At 54.6% G+C, this 14,649-nt stretch carries 13 protein-coding genes and 1 riboswitch; of the genes, 8 read left to right on the top strand and 5 right to left on the bottom strand.

Annotated features, from left to right (window positions below; genetic code table 11):
* Nucleotides 1-88: 88 nt before the first annotated feature.
* Together AC3WQH_RS05000 and AC3WQH_RS04995 are read left to right on the top strand one after the other, a co-directional pair.
* On the top strand, nt 89-712 hold the full coding sequence (locus AC3WQH_RS05000; protein ID WP_005827561.1) for a DUF3298 and DUF4163 domain-containing protein: 624 nt from the start codon (nt 89-91) through the stop codon (nt 710-712).
* A 201-nt stretch (nt 713-913) separates the two neighbouring features.
* Nucleotides 914-1,330, top strand: coding sequence for a MarR family winged helix-turn-helix transcriptional regulator (locus AC3WQH_RS04995; protein WP_005827560.1), 417 nt, complete (start codon nt 914-916; stop codon nt 1,328-1,330).
* A 101-nt stretch (nt 1,331-1,431) separates the two neighbouring features.
* Here the strand turns inward: AC3WQH_RS04995 and AC3WQH_RS04990 are convergent, their stop codons facing one another.
* Entirely contained in the window at nt 1,432-2,865 is a 1,434-nt protein-coding gene (locus tag AC3WQH_RS04990; protein WP_005827559.1) for an NAD(P)/FAD-dependent oxidoreductase, read from the bottom strand.
* A gap of 131 nt (nt 2,866-2,996) precedes the next feature.
* Nucleotides 2,997-3,096, bottom strand: a riboswitch (purine riboswitch).
* A gap of 282 nt (nt 3,097-3,378) precedes the next feature.
* Between AC3WQH_RS04990 and AC3WQH_RS04985 the strand changes: the two genes are divergently transcribed.
* Together AC3WQH_RS04985 and AC3WQH_RS04980 are read left to right on the top strand one after the other, a co-directional pair.
* Nucleotides 3,379-4,566 carry an amino acid deaminase/aldolase gene (locus AC3WQH_RS04985; protein ID WP_492331923.1) on the top strand — a complete coding sequence of 396 codons (1,188 nt, stop codon included), beginning with the start codon at nt 3,379-3,381 and terminating at the stop codon, nt 4,564-4,566.
* Complete coding sequence (locus AC3WQH_RS04980) at nt 4,554-5,447, top strand: D-arabinono-1,4-lactone oxidase (RefSeq protein WP_492331922.1); 894 nt, start codon at nt 4,554-4,556, stop codon at nt 5,445-5,447. The genes AC3WQH_RS04985 and AC3WQH_RS04980 overlap by 13 nt, the downstream gene beginning before the upstream one ends.
* An 83-nt stretch (nt 5,448-5,530) precedes the next feature.
* Here AC3WQH_RS04980 and AC3WQH_RS04975 read toward each other — a convergent pair whose 3' ends face one another.
* Complete coding sequence (locus AC3WQH_RS04975) at nt 5,531-6,940, bottom strand: amino acid permease (RefSeq protein ID WP_005827554.1); 1,410 nt, start codon at nt 6,938-6,940, stop codon at nt 5,531-5,533.
* A 63-nt stretch (nt 6,941-7,003) separates the two neighbouring features.
* Complete coding sequence (locus AC3WQH_RS04970; RefSeq protein WP_026557590.1) at nt 7,004-7,768, bottom strand: dimethylarginine dimethylaminohydrolase family protein; 765 nt, start codon at nt 7,766-7,768, stop codon at nt 7,004-7,006.
* 435 nt (nt 7,769-8,203) lie between these two features.
* Here AC3WQH_RS04970 and AC3WQH_RS04965 point away from each other — a divergent pair, with 435 nt between their 5' ends.
* From AC3WQH_RS04965 to AC3WQH_RS04950, 4 genes are all read left to right on the top strand, one after another.
* Entirely contained in the window at nt 8,204-8,944 is a 741-nt protein-coding gene (locus AC3WQH_RS04965; RefSeq protein WP_005827551.1) for an IclR family transcriptional regulator, read from the top strand.
* A 57-nt stretch (nt 8,945-9,001) separates the two neighbouring features.
* Nucleotides 9,002-10,639 carry a M20/M25/M40 family metallo-hydrolase gene (locus tag AC3WQH_RS04960; protein ID WP_005827549.1) on the top strand — a complete coding sequence of 546 codons (1,638 nt, stop codon included), beginning with the start codon at nt 9,002-9,004 and terminating at the stop codon, nt 10,637-10,639.
* A gap of 161 nt (nt 10,640-10,800) precedes the next feature.
* Nucleotides 10,801-11,184 carry an OsmC family protein gene (locus AC3WQH_RS04955; RefSeq protein ID WP_005827547.1) on the top strand — a complete coding sequence of 128 codons (384 nt, stop codon included), beginning with the start codon at nt 10,801-10,803 and terminating at the stop codon, nt 11,182-11,184.
* Between the two features lie 49 nt (nt 11,185-11,233).
* The gene (locus AC3WQH_RS04950) at nt 11,234-11,839 is read left to right on the top strand and encodes a helix-turn-helix transcriptional regulator (RefSeq protein WP_007777341.1); all 606 of its coding nucleotides are present in this window, start codon (nt 11,234-11,236) and stop codon (nt 11,837-11,839) included.
* Between the two features lie 117 nt (nt 11,840-11,956).
* Here the strand turns inward: AC3WQH_RS04950 and cls are convergent, their stop codons facing one another.
* Together cls and AC3WQH_RS04940 are read right to left on the bottom strand one after the other, a co-directional pair.
* Entirely contained in the window at nt 11,957-13,405 is a 1,449-nt protein-coding gene (gene cls, locus AC3WQH_RS04945) for a cardiolipin synthase (RefSeq protein ID WP_005827542.1), read from the bottom strand.
* An 83-nt stretch (nt 13,406-13,488) separates the two neighbouring features.
* On the bottom strand, nt 13,489-14,433 hold the full coding sequence (locus AC3WQH_RS04940; RefSeq protein WP_081494676.1) for an aminopeptidase: 945 nt from the start codon (nt 14,431-14,433) through the stop codon (nt 13,489-13,491).
* Nucleotides 14,434-14,649 lie beyond the last annotated feature (216 nt).

The raw sequence follows: 14,649 nt of genomic DNA, 5'->3' as shown, positions 1-14,649 counted from the left end.
TGAAAAAAGTGAGAACAGCCAAAACCAGTGACGAATAGGCTACTATCATACCCCTTATTTTAAGACATCTGGAAAGGAACTAAGAACCGTGGAAGAACAACGCAATCTTTTGCCAGCCACCGTGCTGACGCGGACGATCCAACGTCCGAATACCACGATTTATTACCCGCAACTGGCAGGGCTAGCCAATCAGCAAGCAGAAAAAGACATCAACCGCGCCATTTTGCAAACGGTCCAAGGATTGATTCACGAACAGCAACGGGTACAAGTACCGGGAAATACCCAAATGCAAGGAAGCTACGAAATCAAAACGAACGAGCGCGGCATTTTCAGCGTCACCATGAGCAATTACGCGTACACTCCGCAAATGGCCCACGGCATGACCTTCCTCGGGTCGGTGACGGCAAACATCCATACAGGCAAGCTCTATACGCTGCGCGAGCTGTTCAAGCCGGGCAGCGACTACGTCAACGTCCTGTCCGCGAACATCAAACGCCAGATCGAGGCGCGGCAAATCCCGACGCTGAACGGTTTTACCACGATCAAGCCCGATCAAGATTTTTACGTTGCCGACAAATCATTGGTCATTTACTTCCAACTGTACGAAATCACCCCGTACTATGTCGGCTTCCCGATGTTTCCCATCTCCATCTACGAGTTGGAGCCCATCATTGACGAAAACGGGCCGCTTGGCATTTTGGCTGCCGATTAACAGCCCTCCTTTTACCTTCTTCCCCGAGCTGATGCCCTTGAAACGGCATCGGCTTTATTTTTGTCAGAAAAACGCCTTCTTTTCCACTCGAATAAACATTTACTTATATGTCCTGAACTGCTACTATGTTATTTGTACATATTTACTTAAGCAATCAAGCGCTTCGTCTTTCGAACCAGCTTTTCCTGGAGGTCTGATATCATGCAACATTACGGTCACAAGATCGGCCAAGCTGCCAGAGTCTTCAGTAAAACATTGAATGGAATCATGTCCCCGATGGGATTATATAGCTCGCAATGGAGCATTATTCTTTGCCTGCACTACCGCAACTCTTTGACGCAGGTGCAACTGAGCAACTACCTGAATGTCGAAGCCCCGACGATTACCCGGACATTGACCCGGCTGGAAGAGATGGGCTGGATCATCCGCTCCGAAGGCGACGACAAGCGGGAACGGTACGTGTCGCTCTCGCCTGCGGCAATCGAGCGTTTTCCCCAGTGGCTGCAAGCGGCGCGCGATTTGGAAGCGGTTGCCTTGCGCGATCTGGACGAGAACGAGCTTGCCGTCTTCAACCGGGTGCTGAAAAAGATGACGGAAAATTTGAATACGCAAGCGTAGGCTTGTTTTTGATACGACGACACGACAAAAGGGCTTCTACTCCTGAGCGGCTAAGCAGCCGTGCTCAAGCAGAAGCCCTTTTCCCTATTGCGGGTTGCTGTTTACATCATCCGTTTGACCATGCTGCGCGCCATCCAGACGCCTGCCGCACCCGCCTGCGCCAGTCCGCGCGTGATCCCTGCCCCGTCGCCCCCGCAGAACAGTCCTTTGATTTCCGTCTCAAACTCCTCTGTCAGCTTGGGACGCGCCGAGTAAAATTTCGCTTCGACGCCGTAAAACAGCGTGTGCTCCGAGGCAATTCCCGGCGTGACCTTGTCCAGCGCTTCCACCATTTCAATGAGGCTTTTCATCGTATTGTAAGGCAGCACCAGTCCGAGATCGCCCGGCACGGCTTCCTTCAAGGTCGGCTCGAGGAAGCCTTCCTTGATCCGCGCTTCCGTAGAGCGGCGCGCCCGCAAAATATCGCCGTACTTTTGCACGATCACGCCGCCGTTGGACAAATCGTTGGCGCGTTTGCATATCTCTCGCGCGTACTCGTTCGGCTTGTCAAAAGGTTCCGTGAACGTATGCGAGACGAGCAGCGCGAAGTTCGTATTGGTCGAGCCGAGCGCCGGGTCTTTGTAGGAATGCCCGTTTGCCGCCATGACCCCGCTGTGGTTTTCCACGACGACGTGCCCGGACGGATTGCTGCAAAACGTGCGGACCCGCGTGCCGACGGATGTGTTGAAAATAAACTTGCCCTCGTACAAATGCTCGTTGATTTCGCGCATGACGACATCGGACGTCTCTACGCGCACCCCGACGTCCACCTGGTTGTTGTACATTTTCAGGCGGCGCTTTTTCAGGATGTTGGTCAGCCAAGCCGAGCCGTCCCGGCCAGGTCCGATCACGACAAAGTCGCTCTCGTACTCTCCCCCGTTTTTCAGGACGACGCCTCTCACGCGATGGCCGCCGTCTTCCTTGACCGTCAAAATGTCCTCGACCTCGGTCTTGAACATCATGTCGATCCGTTCCTTCAAATATTCAAAAATCGACTGCAAAATCTCCAGGTTTTGCTCTGTGCCCAAATGGCGCACCTGTGCGCGCAGCAGCTTGAGCCCTGCCGCGTACCCGCGCTGCTCGATGCTTTTGATCGTCTCTGTCGTCGGATCGGTAATCGTGCGGGTCGCGCCGTGCTCCAGGTTGATTTCGTCGACGTATTTGATTAGACCAAGCACAGTGGAAGGACTGAGGTAATCCGTCATCCAGCCGCCGAACTCCGTCGTGATGTTGAATTTGCCGTCACTGTAAGCGCCTGCTCCACCAAAACCGCTGGTAATCGAACAGGCCGGCAGACAGCCCGCATAGTCCTTTTTCCCGGCAGGCGGCGGACAAAGCTTGATTTTTTCTTCCAGGATCGGACAGCGTCTGCTGTAAATGTCGTGCCCTTTATCAATGAGAAGCACCTTGGCATTCGGCGCTTTTCGCGTCAGCTCATAACATGTAAAAATTCCGGCTGGTCCTGCTCCTACCACAATCGCATCGTATTTCTTCACTTCCAGTTCCTCCCCGTAAGCATGTTGGAATACTAGGCTTTCACCAAGCATAGATGGCTCTTGCGCTGTCTATCCCTGCCCGCGGCAACAGACGACAACGCAAAAAATTCCCGGCCGACGAATAAGGTATGTCAAAAAACACCCTCATTCGTAGCCGGGAATTTACGGTTCCCTGTAGAGACCCTCAAACCATATCTTTGAGGATATACGAATTTGTCATGTATTCATCAAGCCAGTCTTGTAGCCAACAACAATATGTATAGTAGCGTATAAGCTGAATCAAGTCAATATTCTTCAGCCCATTTATTCGTGTTTACATTTTTTTAATATAAAAAATACGATTGAAAAACGGTTTCACAAAGCAAAATCCGAACATTACATCCGAACGTTCGTCATTTCCGGTGAGTCCCTCCGAAAAACCCGGGAGGAATCGATATAAAAAGAGAGAATATATAGAATTTTAAGAAATATTTTCGTATTACTACTCTCATACAAAAAGGATGAGGCTTGCCCATGCGGGATTATCGCTATTACCAGTCTGCCTTTGCCGGTATTCCAAAGCCGTTCGCCTTCGTCGACCTGGATCTTTTGGAGCAAAATGCAGAGCAAATCGGGTTGCAAAGCAATGGAAAGCCGATTCGGATTGCCAGCAAATCCATCCGCAGCGTCGGTATTCTCAAACACCTTTTGCAACTGGACGACTGCTTTTCCGGGCTGATGTGCTCCTCCGCGCCCGAAGCGCTCCATTTGTGCGCGGCGGGCTTTGACGATTTGCTGCTGGGATATCCTGTCTGGGAAAAAAGCTGGCTGATCGCGCTTGGCGAGCAAATCCAGCAAGGGCGCTCCCTCACCCTCATGATCGACTCTGTCTCGCACGTGGAGCATCTGGAGCAAATCGCCCGCGAGCAAGGCGTCATTTTCCCCGTCTGCCTGGACATCGACATGTCGTCCGATATATTGGGCCTGCATTTCGGCGTGTGGCGCTCCCCTCTGCGCTCGCTGGAACAAGCCGTCGCGCTTGCTTCCCGCGTCGCTTCCTCCAAACACCTCAAACTGGACGGCATCATGGGCTACGAAGCGCAAATCGCAGGCGTCGGCGATCGCTACCCCCGGCAATTTTTCAAAAACAGCCTGATTCGCCTGCTGAAGCAGCAATCGGTCAAGGAGGTGGCTCATCGCAGAGCGGAGCTGGTGAAGGCGATCGGCGAGCTGGGCATTTCGCTGCGCTTCGTCAACGGCGGCGGAACGGGCAGCCTGCATCATACGGGAAGAGAGGACGCGGTTACCGAGCTGACAGCCGGCTCCGGCTTTTTTTCGCCCGGCCTGTTCGATTACTACCAGGACTTTCATTTTCAGCCGGCTGCCGGATTTGCGCTGGAAATCATTCGCAAGCCTGCCGAGCATATTTACACATGCGCGGGCGGCGGCTATATCGCCTCCGGTTCCGCAGGGGCGGATCGCTTGCCTAAGCCGTATTTGCCAACGGGCGTTCGGCTTATGCCCAACGAGGGCGCCGGCGAAGTGCAGACGCCCATCCAGTATCGCGGCATGGAGACGTTGCAGTTGGGCGATCCCGTCTTTTTTCGCCACGCCAAAGCGGGAGAACTATGCGAACGCTTTTCACGGCTCTACTGTGTTTCAGGCGGAAAAGTTGTCGAGGAAATGACGACCTATCGGGGGGATGGACAATGCTTTCTATAAGCAAAAAGGCAAACCGCTTTCGCAACTGGACAGGAAATGTGCAAAGCCAGCCGCGGCAAATCGCGCTGCCGCAATCGCTGGACGAGGTCGTCTCCATCGTCCGCGTCAAGCTCCGTGTTCTTCCCGCCTACCGTCTTCGCTACCAGAGCCTGCGCATGCCGCTGGACGAATGCTTGTCCTCCCTGGATACTTTCAAGCAATCACACCGCCATTTCGAGTTTTTCTCCTTCCCTTACTCCGACACCGTGCAAGTGAAATTCATGAACGAAACCTCGGAGCCTTCCAGCGCGAATCAGCAATGGAGCTACCTGAAAAAAATGGTCGTGGAAAACGGGCTGTTTTGGCTGCTGTCCGAAAGCTGCCGCCTGCGCCCCGCGCTCGCCCGCTCCGTGAGCAGGCTGTCCGCCCAAAGCGTGCCGGCGGTCAACGAAAGCGGCTACAGCCACGAGCTGTTCGCCACCCCGCGCCTCGTCCGCTTTTACGAGATGGAATATTACCTGCCCGCCGAGCATATGGGCGAGGCCATCCGGGAAATGCGCCAGGCCATCGAACAGGAGCGCTTCAACGTTCACTTCCCCCTGGAATGCCGCTACGTGAAAAAAGACGACATCTGGCTCAGCCCCGCCTACGAGCGCGACAGTGCCTTTATCGCCGTGCATATGTACAAAGGAATGCCCTATGAAGCGTATTTCGCCCGCATGGAGCAAATTTTCCGGCGTTATGGCGGCCGCCCGCACTGGGGAAAAATGCACAACATGACCGCCGACGAGCTGCATCAAGTCTACCCGCGCCTGCCTGATTTCCTCGCCATCCGCTCGCGGCTCGATCCCGAAGGCATGTTCGTCAATCCGTACTTGTCCGAGCTGTTCGGGCTTTTCTGACGCCTGGAGCCATTCGCATGTCCGAGCACGCAAAAATGCCCCTGCCATTTGCCGTGGCAGGGGCATTTTGTCTGGTCGGGCGCTTAGCCTTGAGTCGGGATGTCCGGGTTGCTTTTCTTGCCGCGGCCATAGCGCACATAATAGTAGAGATAAAACAGCGCCAGTGCGCCAAGTCCGTAGAACAGCCCCACTCGCTGCGTCGGATCGAACGCCGGGAAAATCAGGATGAACGTGCACAACGCCAGGCACAGCAGCGGCATCACCGGGTAAAACGGCGCCACGAACTGCAAATCCTCCAGCTTGCCGCCCTCCCGCAAATATGTCCGGCGGAAGTTGAATTGGGACAGGGCAATGCCCATCCAGGTGAAGGTGACCGCGATCCCGGAGACAGACATCAGCAGGACATAAACGGTATCGGCAGCAATCACGCTGGTCAGCAGCGACAAGAGCGAGAAAGCCAATGTCGCCAGCAGGCTGTTGAGCGGCACGCTTCTTTTCGTCAGCCTGCCGAATACAGGATGCGCCATGCCGCTGTGCGACAAGGCCCACAACAAGCGCGTGGCCGCGTACAGGCACGAGTTGCCGACAGACAACAGCGCCGTCAGGATGACGAAGTTCATGATATCTGCCGCAAACGGAATCCCTACAGAATCAAACACCGTCACGAACGGACTCTCCAATAGCCCCAGCTCGCTTGCCGGGAACAGAGCGGACAAGATCGTCACAGAAGCCACGTAGAACACGAGGATGCGGAAAACGACATTGCGGATCGCTCGCGGGATGTTTTTTTGCGGGTTCTCGGCTTCACCCGCAGCAATCCCGATCAGCTCAGAGCCTTGGTAGGAAAACACGACGTTCATCATCGTGACAAAGACAATGGTAAACCCGAATGGAAACAGACCGCCCTCCGCTGAAAAGTTGGTGAAGAACGGGGCTTCCCGGCCTTCCATACTGATAATGCCGAAAATAGCACCTAGTCCGACAATAATGAAGATGAGGACAGCCAGCACCTTGATCCCCGCAAACCAGTATTCGGTTTCCGCGAATCCTTTCGTTGTCAAAGCGTTGAAGGTAAACAGCAAAAGAATAAACAGGGCGCACCAAATCCAGATTGGCGTATCCGGGAACCATCTCTGCATGACCATCCCGGCGGCGGTAAACTCCACGCCAGCCGTCGTCGCAGAGCCGAGCCAGTACATCCAGCCGAGCGTAAAGCCGCTGGCCGGGCCAATGTACTTCGTCGCATACGTTTGAAAAGAGCCGGTTACAGGCATTTTCACAGACAGCTCACCCAGGCAGGTCATGACCAGGTAGAGCAAAATGCCTCCGACGAGAAACGCGACGAGCGCACCGCCCGGCCCCGCCTGGTTGATCGTATAGCCTGCGTTCAGAAAAAGCCCCGTTCCGATGACCCCACCCAAAGACAGCATAAACAGGTGGCGGCTTTTCATCGAGCGCTGCAGCTCTTTGTCCTTGTGAATCCCACCGTTCATATGATCCCTCTCTTTCCCCGCTCGGGAATGGCAAAATAAGATGCCGGGAAGGAACTGCCTGCGTTAGAAGCGCAGGGACAGGCAGCTCAATCCTCCGTCTTGCTTCTGAAATTCGGACATCTCCAGCTCGATCACCTGGTAGCCAGCATCCGTAATTTGCTTTTTCGTGCTGTCGTAGCCTTTCGGAATGATGACGTAGTCGTTGATGTGGATGCAGTTCGCGGAATACTCCGCTTCTTTTTCCACGATCAGGTGCTTGTAGTCTTTGAACACGGGGGAATCAATAAATTCGCCTGCCAGTACCAAGGTGTTGTTGCCCAGGTAGGCGATTCCGGTTTTCAGATGGAAAAACTCCTTCAGCGGAACGATCGTGACTTCGTAGCCGTACTTGGAGAGAATGTCCCGGAACTGCTTCGCGCCTTCCTCGTTCGTGCGCGTGGACAGTCCCACATAAAAATGGTTTTCTACCTGCATGACGTCGCCGCCATCGAGGAAGCCGGGAGCCTGAATATATTCAATCGTGTCAAAAAAGCGCGGGAGCACTTGCTTCATGTCCTCGATCTCACCGTTGCGGCTTTCCGCGCCAGGGTTGGTGATAACCGCGCACTTTTCCGTCAGGACAGCCGTATCTTCGACGAATGTGGAGTCCGGGAAACGCTCGTCCGCTTCCAACACGGTCACTTCCAAACCGGCTTGCTTCAAAGCCTCTATGTAAGCAGCATGCTGCTTTAGCGCCAGAGCGTAGTCCGGCTTTCCGAGATCAGATGTCGTCAGGCCGTTCACATAGCTTTGCCCCGGTTTTCTTACAATCGCGCGAGAAAATCTCATGATAGTCGTTCTCCCTTCTTTTTCTGAAATCATTCTTGAGATCTGCAAATCGTTCAGGTGCCCGCTTCCGTTCAGGCGCACCGGCTTTGCCTGGAAACGCTTCCGCATAAGCCCGCGCCCTGCTGCCCGTGCGCTGCCACTGATAGCGTCGTGCCTTTGGCGGCGGCATGCTCGGCTGCAAGCCATTCTGCCTGGATCGGCCAGTGCGTTTGCTGCCTTACGCCGCCACCTTTTATTCCGTATCGTGGAATCGCTTCTACAATACAAAATCACACCCTTAATGTAAAATAGTTTTAAATTTTTTGTCAATGAATTTTTACCTGCTCGAAATCTTGTTGATTCGCCTGAACAATTCTGATAGATTGATCTCATAAAATGCTGGCGAGACAACTGGCAAGCAGTCCTACGTCACTAGAAAGCCAGGAGGGAAACACGTTGGTACAATCGATTGACCGGGCAATGAGCATCATCTTTGTCCTGATATCTGACGAGAGCAAAACGCTCTGGTCCATCTCGGAAATCGCTGAGAAAACGTCTCTCCCGCTCAGTACGGTACACCGTTTGATTAGCAGCCTGATGAAGTACGGCTTGATCCAGCAGGTTCCGGAAACCAAGCAATACAAGGTCGGCCTGACCTGGATGGAGATCGGGCTGCGCATTTTGGACAAAATTGATGTGCGGGCAGTCGCCAGAACCGTCATGGAGCAATTGGCGGCAGATGTGCGCGAGTCTGTCTATCTGAATATTCCGCACGGCCATGACGCCATCGTGCTCGAACGGGTGGAAAGCTCCATGACGGTGAGAAGCATCGACAATTTGGGCGAGCGCATCCCGCTGCATATCGGAGCCGCCAACAAAACGATCCTGGCCAACATGGAGCCACAGGAAGCCGAACGGATCGTCGCCGCGCTGATCCCGGAACCCGAGCGCCGCCGCGAACTGCTTCTGCTGCTGCCGCAAATCAGGCAAAATGGATACGCTGTCAGCTACGGGGAGAAAACGGAAGGTACCGCTTCCATCGCGGCTCCCATCATCGGCTACAATCAGCGGGTAGTCGGCGCATTGAGCATCGGCGTCCCCAGCTATCGCATCACCGACGAGCTTTTGTCCACCCTGATTGAGCGGGCCAGACAAAGCGCCAAGGAAATTTCCCATAAGATCGGCGCATTGCCTTAATTTTTTACCCACCAAACGGAAATGGTTTTCACTATACGGAAAACGGAGGCATTTATCATGCAAAAATGGCAGACAAAAGAACAACTCGTCGATCTCCTGTGCAACCTGGTCAACATCCCGAGCGTGACCGGATCGCCTGCCGAAAAAGACTTGCCCGGTTACGTCGTCGATCAGCTCCGCTCACTGCCTTACTACCAGGCCAATCCCGACCATGTCCGGGCCAACCCGACCGGGGATGGACGGCACTTTGTCACCGCTCTCGTCAAAAAGCCGGGCGTGCGCGACACCGTGATTTTGGTCAGCCACTTCGATGTGGTCGATGTCGAGGATTACGGCGGCTGGATGAAGCACGCCTTTGACCCGAAAACGCTCACTCCGCTCTTCCAGCAAAACCAAGCTGACATGCCTGCCGAAGTTCAGCAAGATTTGCGCACAGGCAACTGGCTGTTTGGCCGCGGGACGATGGATATGAAATGCGGGCTCGCCCTGCACATGTCGATGATCGAGCGGGCGTGCGCCGGGGAATTTGACGGCAACCTGCTCTTGCTGACCGTTCCCGACGAGGAAGTAAACTCTGTCGGCATGCGCGCGGCTGTCCCTGAGCTGTTGAAAATTGCCGCAGAATTTGATTTGCGCTACACGACTGTGCTCAATTCGGAGCCGATGTTCACCCGTTTCCCGGGCGACCAAAACAAGTATTTGTACACTGGCTCCATCGGCAAGGTGCTGCCGGGCTTTTTGTGCTACGGAAAAGAAACGCACGTGGGCGAGCCGTTTGCCGGGCTGAACGGCAACTACATGGCCTCGCAGATTACGTGCGAGCTGGAGCTGAACACTTCTTTTTGCGAAGTCGTCGAGGGGGAAGCTTCCCCGCCTCCTACCAACCTGATTCAAAAAGACTTGAAAAAAGAGTACTCGGTGCAAATTCCGCATCGCGCCGTGACGCTGTTCAACCTGTTCCTTTTGGAAAAGAAGATGGAGGAAGTCGTGGAGCCGCTCCTGGACGCAGCGCGAAATGTAGCCGAGCGCATCCGGGAAAACTACCTTCGCCATGCCAGCCAGTTCGCCAATTTTGCTCCTTTTAGCCCGCGTGACCTGTCCATCTCCGTAATGACCTACGAGGAGTTGTACACGTACGCCCTGAAAACATACGGCGAGGACAAGCTGCGCCAGCTCGAGGCAGACGTCATCGCCAACCGCCACGACAAAGACGATCGCGACACGACCATCGAGCTGGTCGATCGACTGGCGATTCTCTGCAAAGAGTTGTCTCCGATGATAATCCTGTTCTTCGCTCCGCCGTTTTACCCGGCTGTCAGCTCGCGCAATCACCCGCTGATCCAGAAAACAGTGGCCGAGATGGAGGCGTATGCGCGGGAACAGCACCAGGTCACTTTGCGCAAACAAAACTACTTCGGCGGCATCTCCGACCTGAGCTACGTCGGACTGCAATACCCGGCAGCCTCCATGCAGCCACTGGTCGCCAACATGCCGCTGTGGGACAACGGCTACTCCATCCCGCTACAGGAGCTGGAAGCTTTTGACGTGCCCGTCATGAACCTCGGCCCTGTAGGCCGCGATGCGCATCAATGGACGGAGCGGCTCGATGTGGACTACGCATTCGACACGTTAAAAGACATGCTGCCTCGCTGCATCCAGTCTCTGCTGCAAAATGGGCAGGCGGCAAAGGAATGAGATAGCTTTTTCCCCGCTTCCAAACAGAAAGGTTCTTACGTCGCCGCGGCTGGCTGCCGTCTCACGCGTAAGAGCCTTGCTGTTTTCCGGCGCTTTTTTTCTGCCTTGCCCCCCGCTTTTTCTTTATAATGAAGAAAAGTGATCGCTGAGGAGGACTCGTCATGAACTTTGAAGCAAAAGAAAAAGGATTCGTCACCCATTTATCGTACGGCGACCTGCACGTCTCCGGCGATGAAGCATACGGCTTTCGCCCGTACCAGTTGCTGGTCTCCTCGATTGCCGCTTGCAGCGGCGGCGTGCTGCGCAAAGTGTTGGACAAGATGAGAATGCCGTGCACCGATATGAAAATCACAGCCGATGTCACACGCAACGAGGCAGAGGCAAACCGCGTCGAGAAAATTCACCTGCACTTCATCATTACCGGGGAAAACTTGAAGCAGGAACGAGTGCAAAAAGCTGTAGAAGCCGCCAGCAAAAACTGCCCGATGGTCCAGTCGGTAAAAGGCAGCATCGTCGTGACCGAGTCTTTTGAGCTGGTTTCCTGATCGGCTCGCTTTCCCTATGCGCCATCATTTTTGGAAAGGAGAGGTCATCATGGGCGACCAGCACGCAAAAAATCCTTCTCCTCCCTTTTTGGCTGCGGCCTTGTTCCTCCTGAAAAGCATGCAGCACGTCGTTTTGCCGCCGAGGAGGCTGTCGCTTCCGTCGCAGCCGCCAGCGGAGCATCCCTGTCTTTTTTCGCGTTCTTTTTCGATGTCCTGGAACCAGATGAAACCGCGCCCGGCAGCTACTCGCCCAGCCGCTCCTGGAAGCCGCACGAAGACAGCTATCAGCTTCACTCGCTCCATCGCTGCACAGAGCTTGTCCTCGCCTTGCAGGCCGACCAGCAGAGCACAAATCCGCTGGACCTCCTGCAAAATCAGATCCGTTTTCAGCAACTGCTGCACACGATCTGGAGCGCCGCCAGCACGCAACCTTCAGTCGATTCGGCAAAAGCAATCGAGCAGACGCTTTCCTACATCCATGCGAATTTTGCAGCGCCGCTCTCTTCCGGCCGATCTGGCGAACAAGGCCGGACTGACACCGCGCTACTACACCGAGGTTTTCAAAAAGAACATCGGCAAATGCCCGATTGAATATGTGACCAGCTACCGGATGGACCAGGCGAAGAAGCTGCTGCGCGAATCGAAAAAACCGTAGCCCTGTCCCGCTGGCGGCTGCCGCAAGCAGCAGTCCGTGCCCCTGCCTAAACCATGCACGTGCAAAAGGACCCTCTGCCCCGCGAAAATCCACAAGGCCAGAGGGTCCTTATTCTGTTTATAAAATCGGAGACAACAATCGCGTCAATGATTCTTGCATACGCGTGCGAAGCGGGCGGTTGAAATACTCTTCCACCGTCATTTCCCGGCAATCGGCGAGGTCTGCCACGAACAGCTCCTCCAACTGCCGCGCCATCTGCGAATCGTACAAGAACACATTGGTTTCAAAATTGAGCTTGAAGCTGCGGATGTCGACGTTCGCCGTCCCTACCGAGGAAAGCTGGGTGTCGACCACCATCGTCTTGGCGTGCATGAAGCCTTTTTCGTACAAATAGCAGCGCACGCCGCTTTTCAACAACTCGCCCAGGTAGGAGTGCGTCGCCCAGAAAACCATCAGGTGGTCCGGCCTGCCCGGCACCATCACGCGCACGTCCACCCCGGACATCGCAGCCATTTTCAACGCGGTCAGCATGCTGTCGTCCGGTATGAAGTACGGGGTCTGCAAATAAATCTTGTGGCGCGCCTTGTAGATCATTTTCAAAAACGCGTGCTTGATCTGCTGCTTTTCCGAATTTGGCCCGCTCGACACGATCTGGCAGCCGATTGTGCCCTTTGGCTCCGGCATCTCCGGGAAGTAGTCGAACGACTCCTGCATTCTTTTCGGCGCGGACAAATTCCAGTCCAGGAAAAAGCGCGCCTGCAGCATGTAAACGGCTTTCCCCTCAATTTGCAGGTGCGTATCCCGCCAGTACCCCAGCTTCTTGTCCTTGCCCAAATATTCGTCGCCGATGTTGAAGCCGCCAATATAGCCGCTTTTTCCGTCAATGATCGTCAGCTTGCGATGGTTGCGAAAATTGACCCGGAAATTGAGGAACGGAATCGACGAAGGAAAAAACGAGACGACTTCTCCGCCTGCCTCTACCAATGGCCGGAAAAACCGGGAAGAGACGCCCGCCGATCCGACCGCATCATAGAGCAGCCTGACCTCTACGCCTTCCCGCGCCTTTTTCGTCAACAGCTCCAACAGCCGCGTCCCAAGTTCATCATCATTGAAAATATAGTAGAGTAAATGAACGTGCTCCTTGGCCTCCTCAATCTGCCTGAACATGAGGTCGAACAAGCTGTGCCCTTCGGCGAACACCTGGACGGCATTGTCCTGTGTATAGTAGGCGCCGTCGCTCACCACGTTCATGAAAATCATGTCGCGATGCCGCTTCATCTCCGGATCGTTCACCTGCAGCTCGCCCTGCTCCAACAGCTTCTTCTGCTTGTCGACAGCCGCACGGAAATGGGAAAACTCTCCCTGGCGCAGCCGATACAGCTTTTTCTTGCTCAGTCTTTGCCCAAAAATCAGATAGAGGAGAAACCCGATACCCGGCAAAAACAGAAGAACCATCAGCCAGGCCCAGGTAGCCGCAATGTTGCGCCTCTCCATGAAGATGAGAACAGCGGCCAAGATCAGATTCCCTATCGTAATGACCGCCACAATTTGCTCCAGCAACAACATCACACCACATCCACCCTCACAAGATATCTCCCATTTTACACCATTTCCTCCCGGGATTCATCCTGGGCCCCGGACCGGGTCGGTTACTGCCCCAAAAGCTTCCCGTTTTTCATGATGCATGTATCGTCCAAGTAAACATCCGGCTCTTTGACCACCAGATCAATGTGCACCCCTGCCACAATCGTTCCGCCGAACGTATTGTTGCTGCCGAAGGCCACGTGAATCGTTCCGTACACCTTCTCGTCCTCCAGCACGACTCCCGTAATCCGCGCCTTGTCATTCGTCCCGATCCCAAATTCGCCGAGCATGCGTCCGTCCTGGTCGCCCAAAATTTGCAACAGCCGCTCGGCGGACGTGCCTTCGGCGTGGGTAATCCGCCCTTTTTCAATCGTCAGCAGCAGCGGCGAGTCGATTTTGCCGATCCCGGAAATCGAGCCGTCCACCACGATTTGCCCTTCTGCCGTGCCCTCCAGCGGCGCCACGTAAGCTTCCCCCGACGGCAGGTTGCCCGATTCGCCTGGATTGACGTACATGCCTGTGCTCGGCACGCCATTGCGTCCAGCGATGGAAAAAGTGAGCGACTTGCCCGCCTTTTCGATGCGAACGGTGCTGGCTGCGGTCAGCAGTTCGGTCACTTTCTCCGTCAGCACTTTTACTTGCGCGTAGTCGGCAGAGATCGCGCCCTCCAAAAACATGTCGGCCGTAATACTCGGCATGGTGGCGAGTCTTGCGCCGTTGGCCGCCGCTTCTTTTCGCGCTTTTGTATGCGTCAAGGAATGCTCGGTCACGCACACGACCACATCGGCGCTTTTCATCGCCGCAGCTACAGCCGCCGGAGGCTCCTGGCCTGATTTTTCCCGCTCTTTCATCACCATCAGCATCGCCTCTGCCCCGAGCTGCTTGCCAGCCTCGAAGAGCACTTCGCCAAGCTCTCGCTTAGGCTCGTCCGCGACCACCAAAAAAGCTTCGTTCGCCTGAAGTGCCATGCAGTTTGTCAAAATAGCCTTGCTCGTCTCTATCAGCTTCATCCGATTCATCATCCTCTGCCTCTTTCTCTCTATCATTATGTCCATCACGATCCTGCAAACCATGTTGTCTTCGCTTTCTTTTGCTGCCACTCCTGCTCGCGAAGAAACTGGCGAAATTTTCTTGATTTTTTCTTCGGATTTAGGATGTGTCTGAAAACTCATTATTGAGTTAGTTTAAAGATGGACGCGACATATACAAACGCTAGGAATGATTTG

This window comes from Brevibacillus sp. FW301-21C12A, assembly GCF_058788915.1.
The sequence above is the reverse complement of the archived record's forward strand: the minus strand, read 5'-3'. Positions and strand labels throughout refer to the sequence as shown.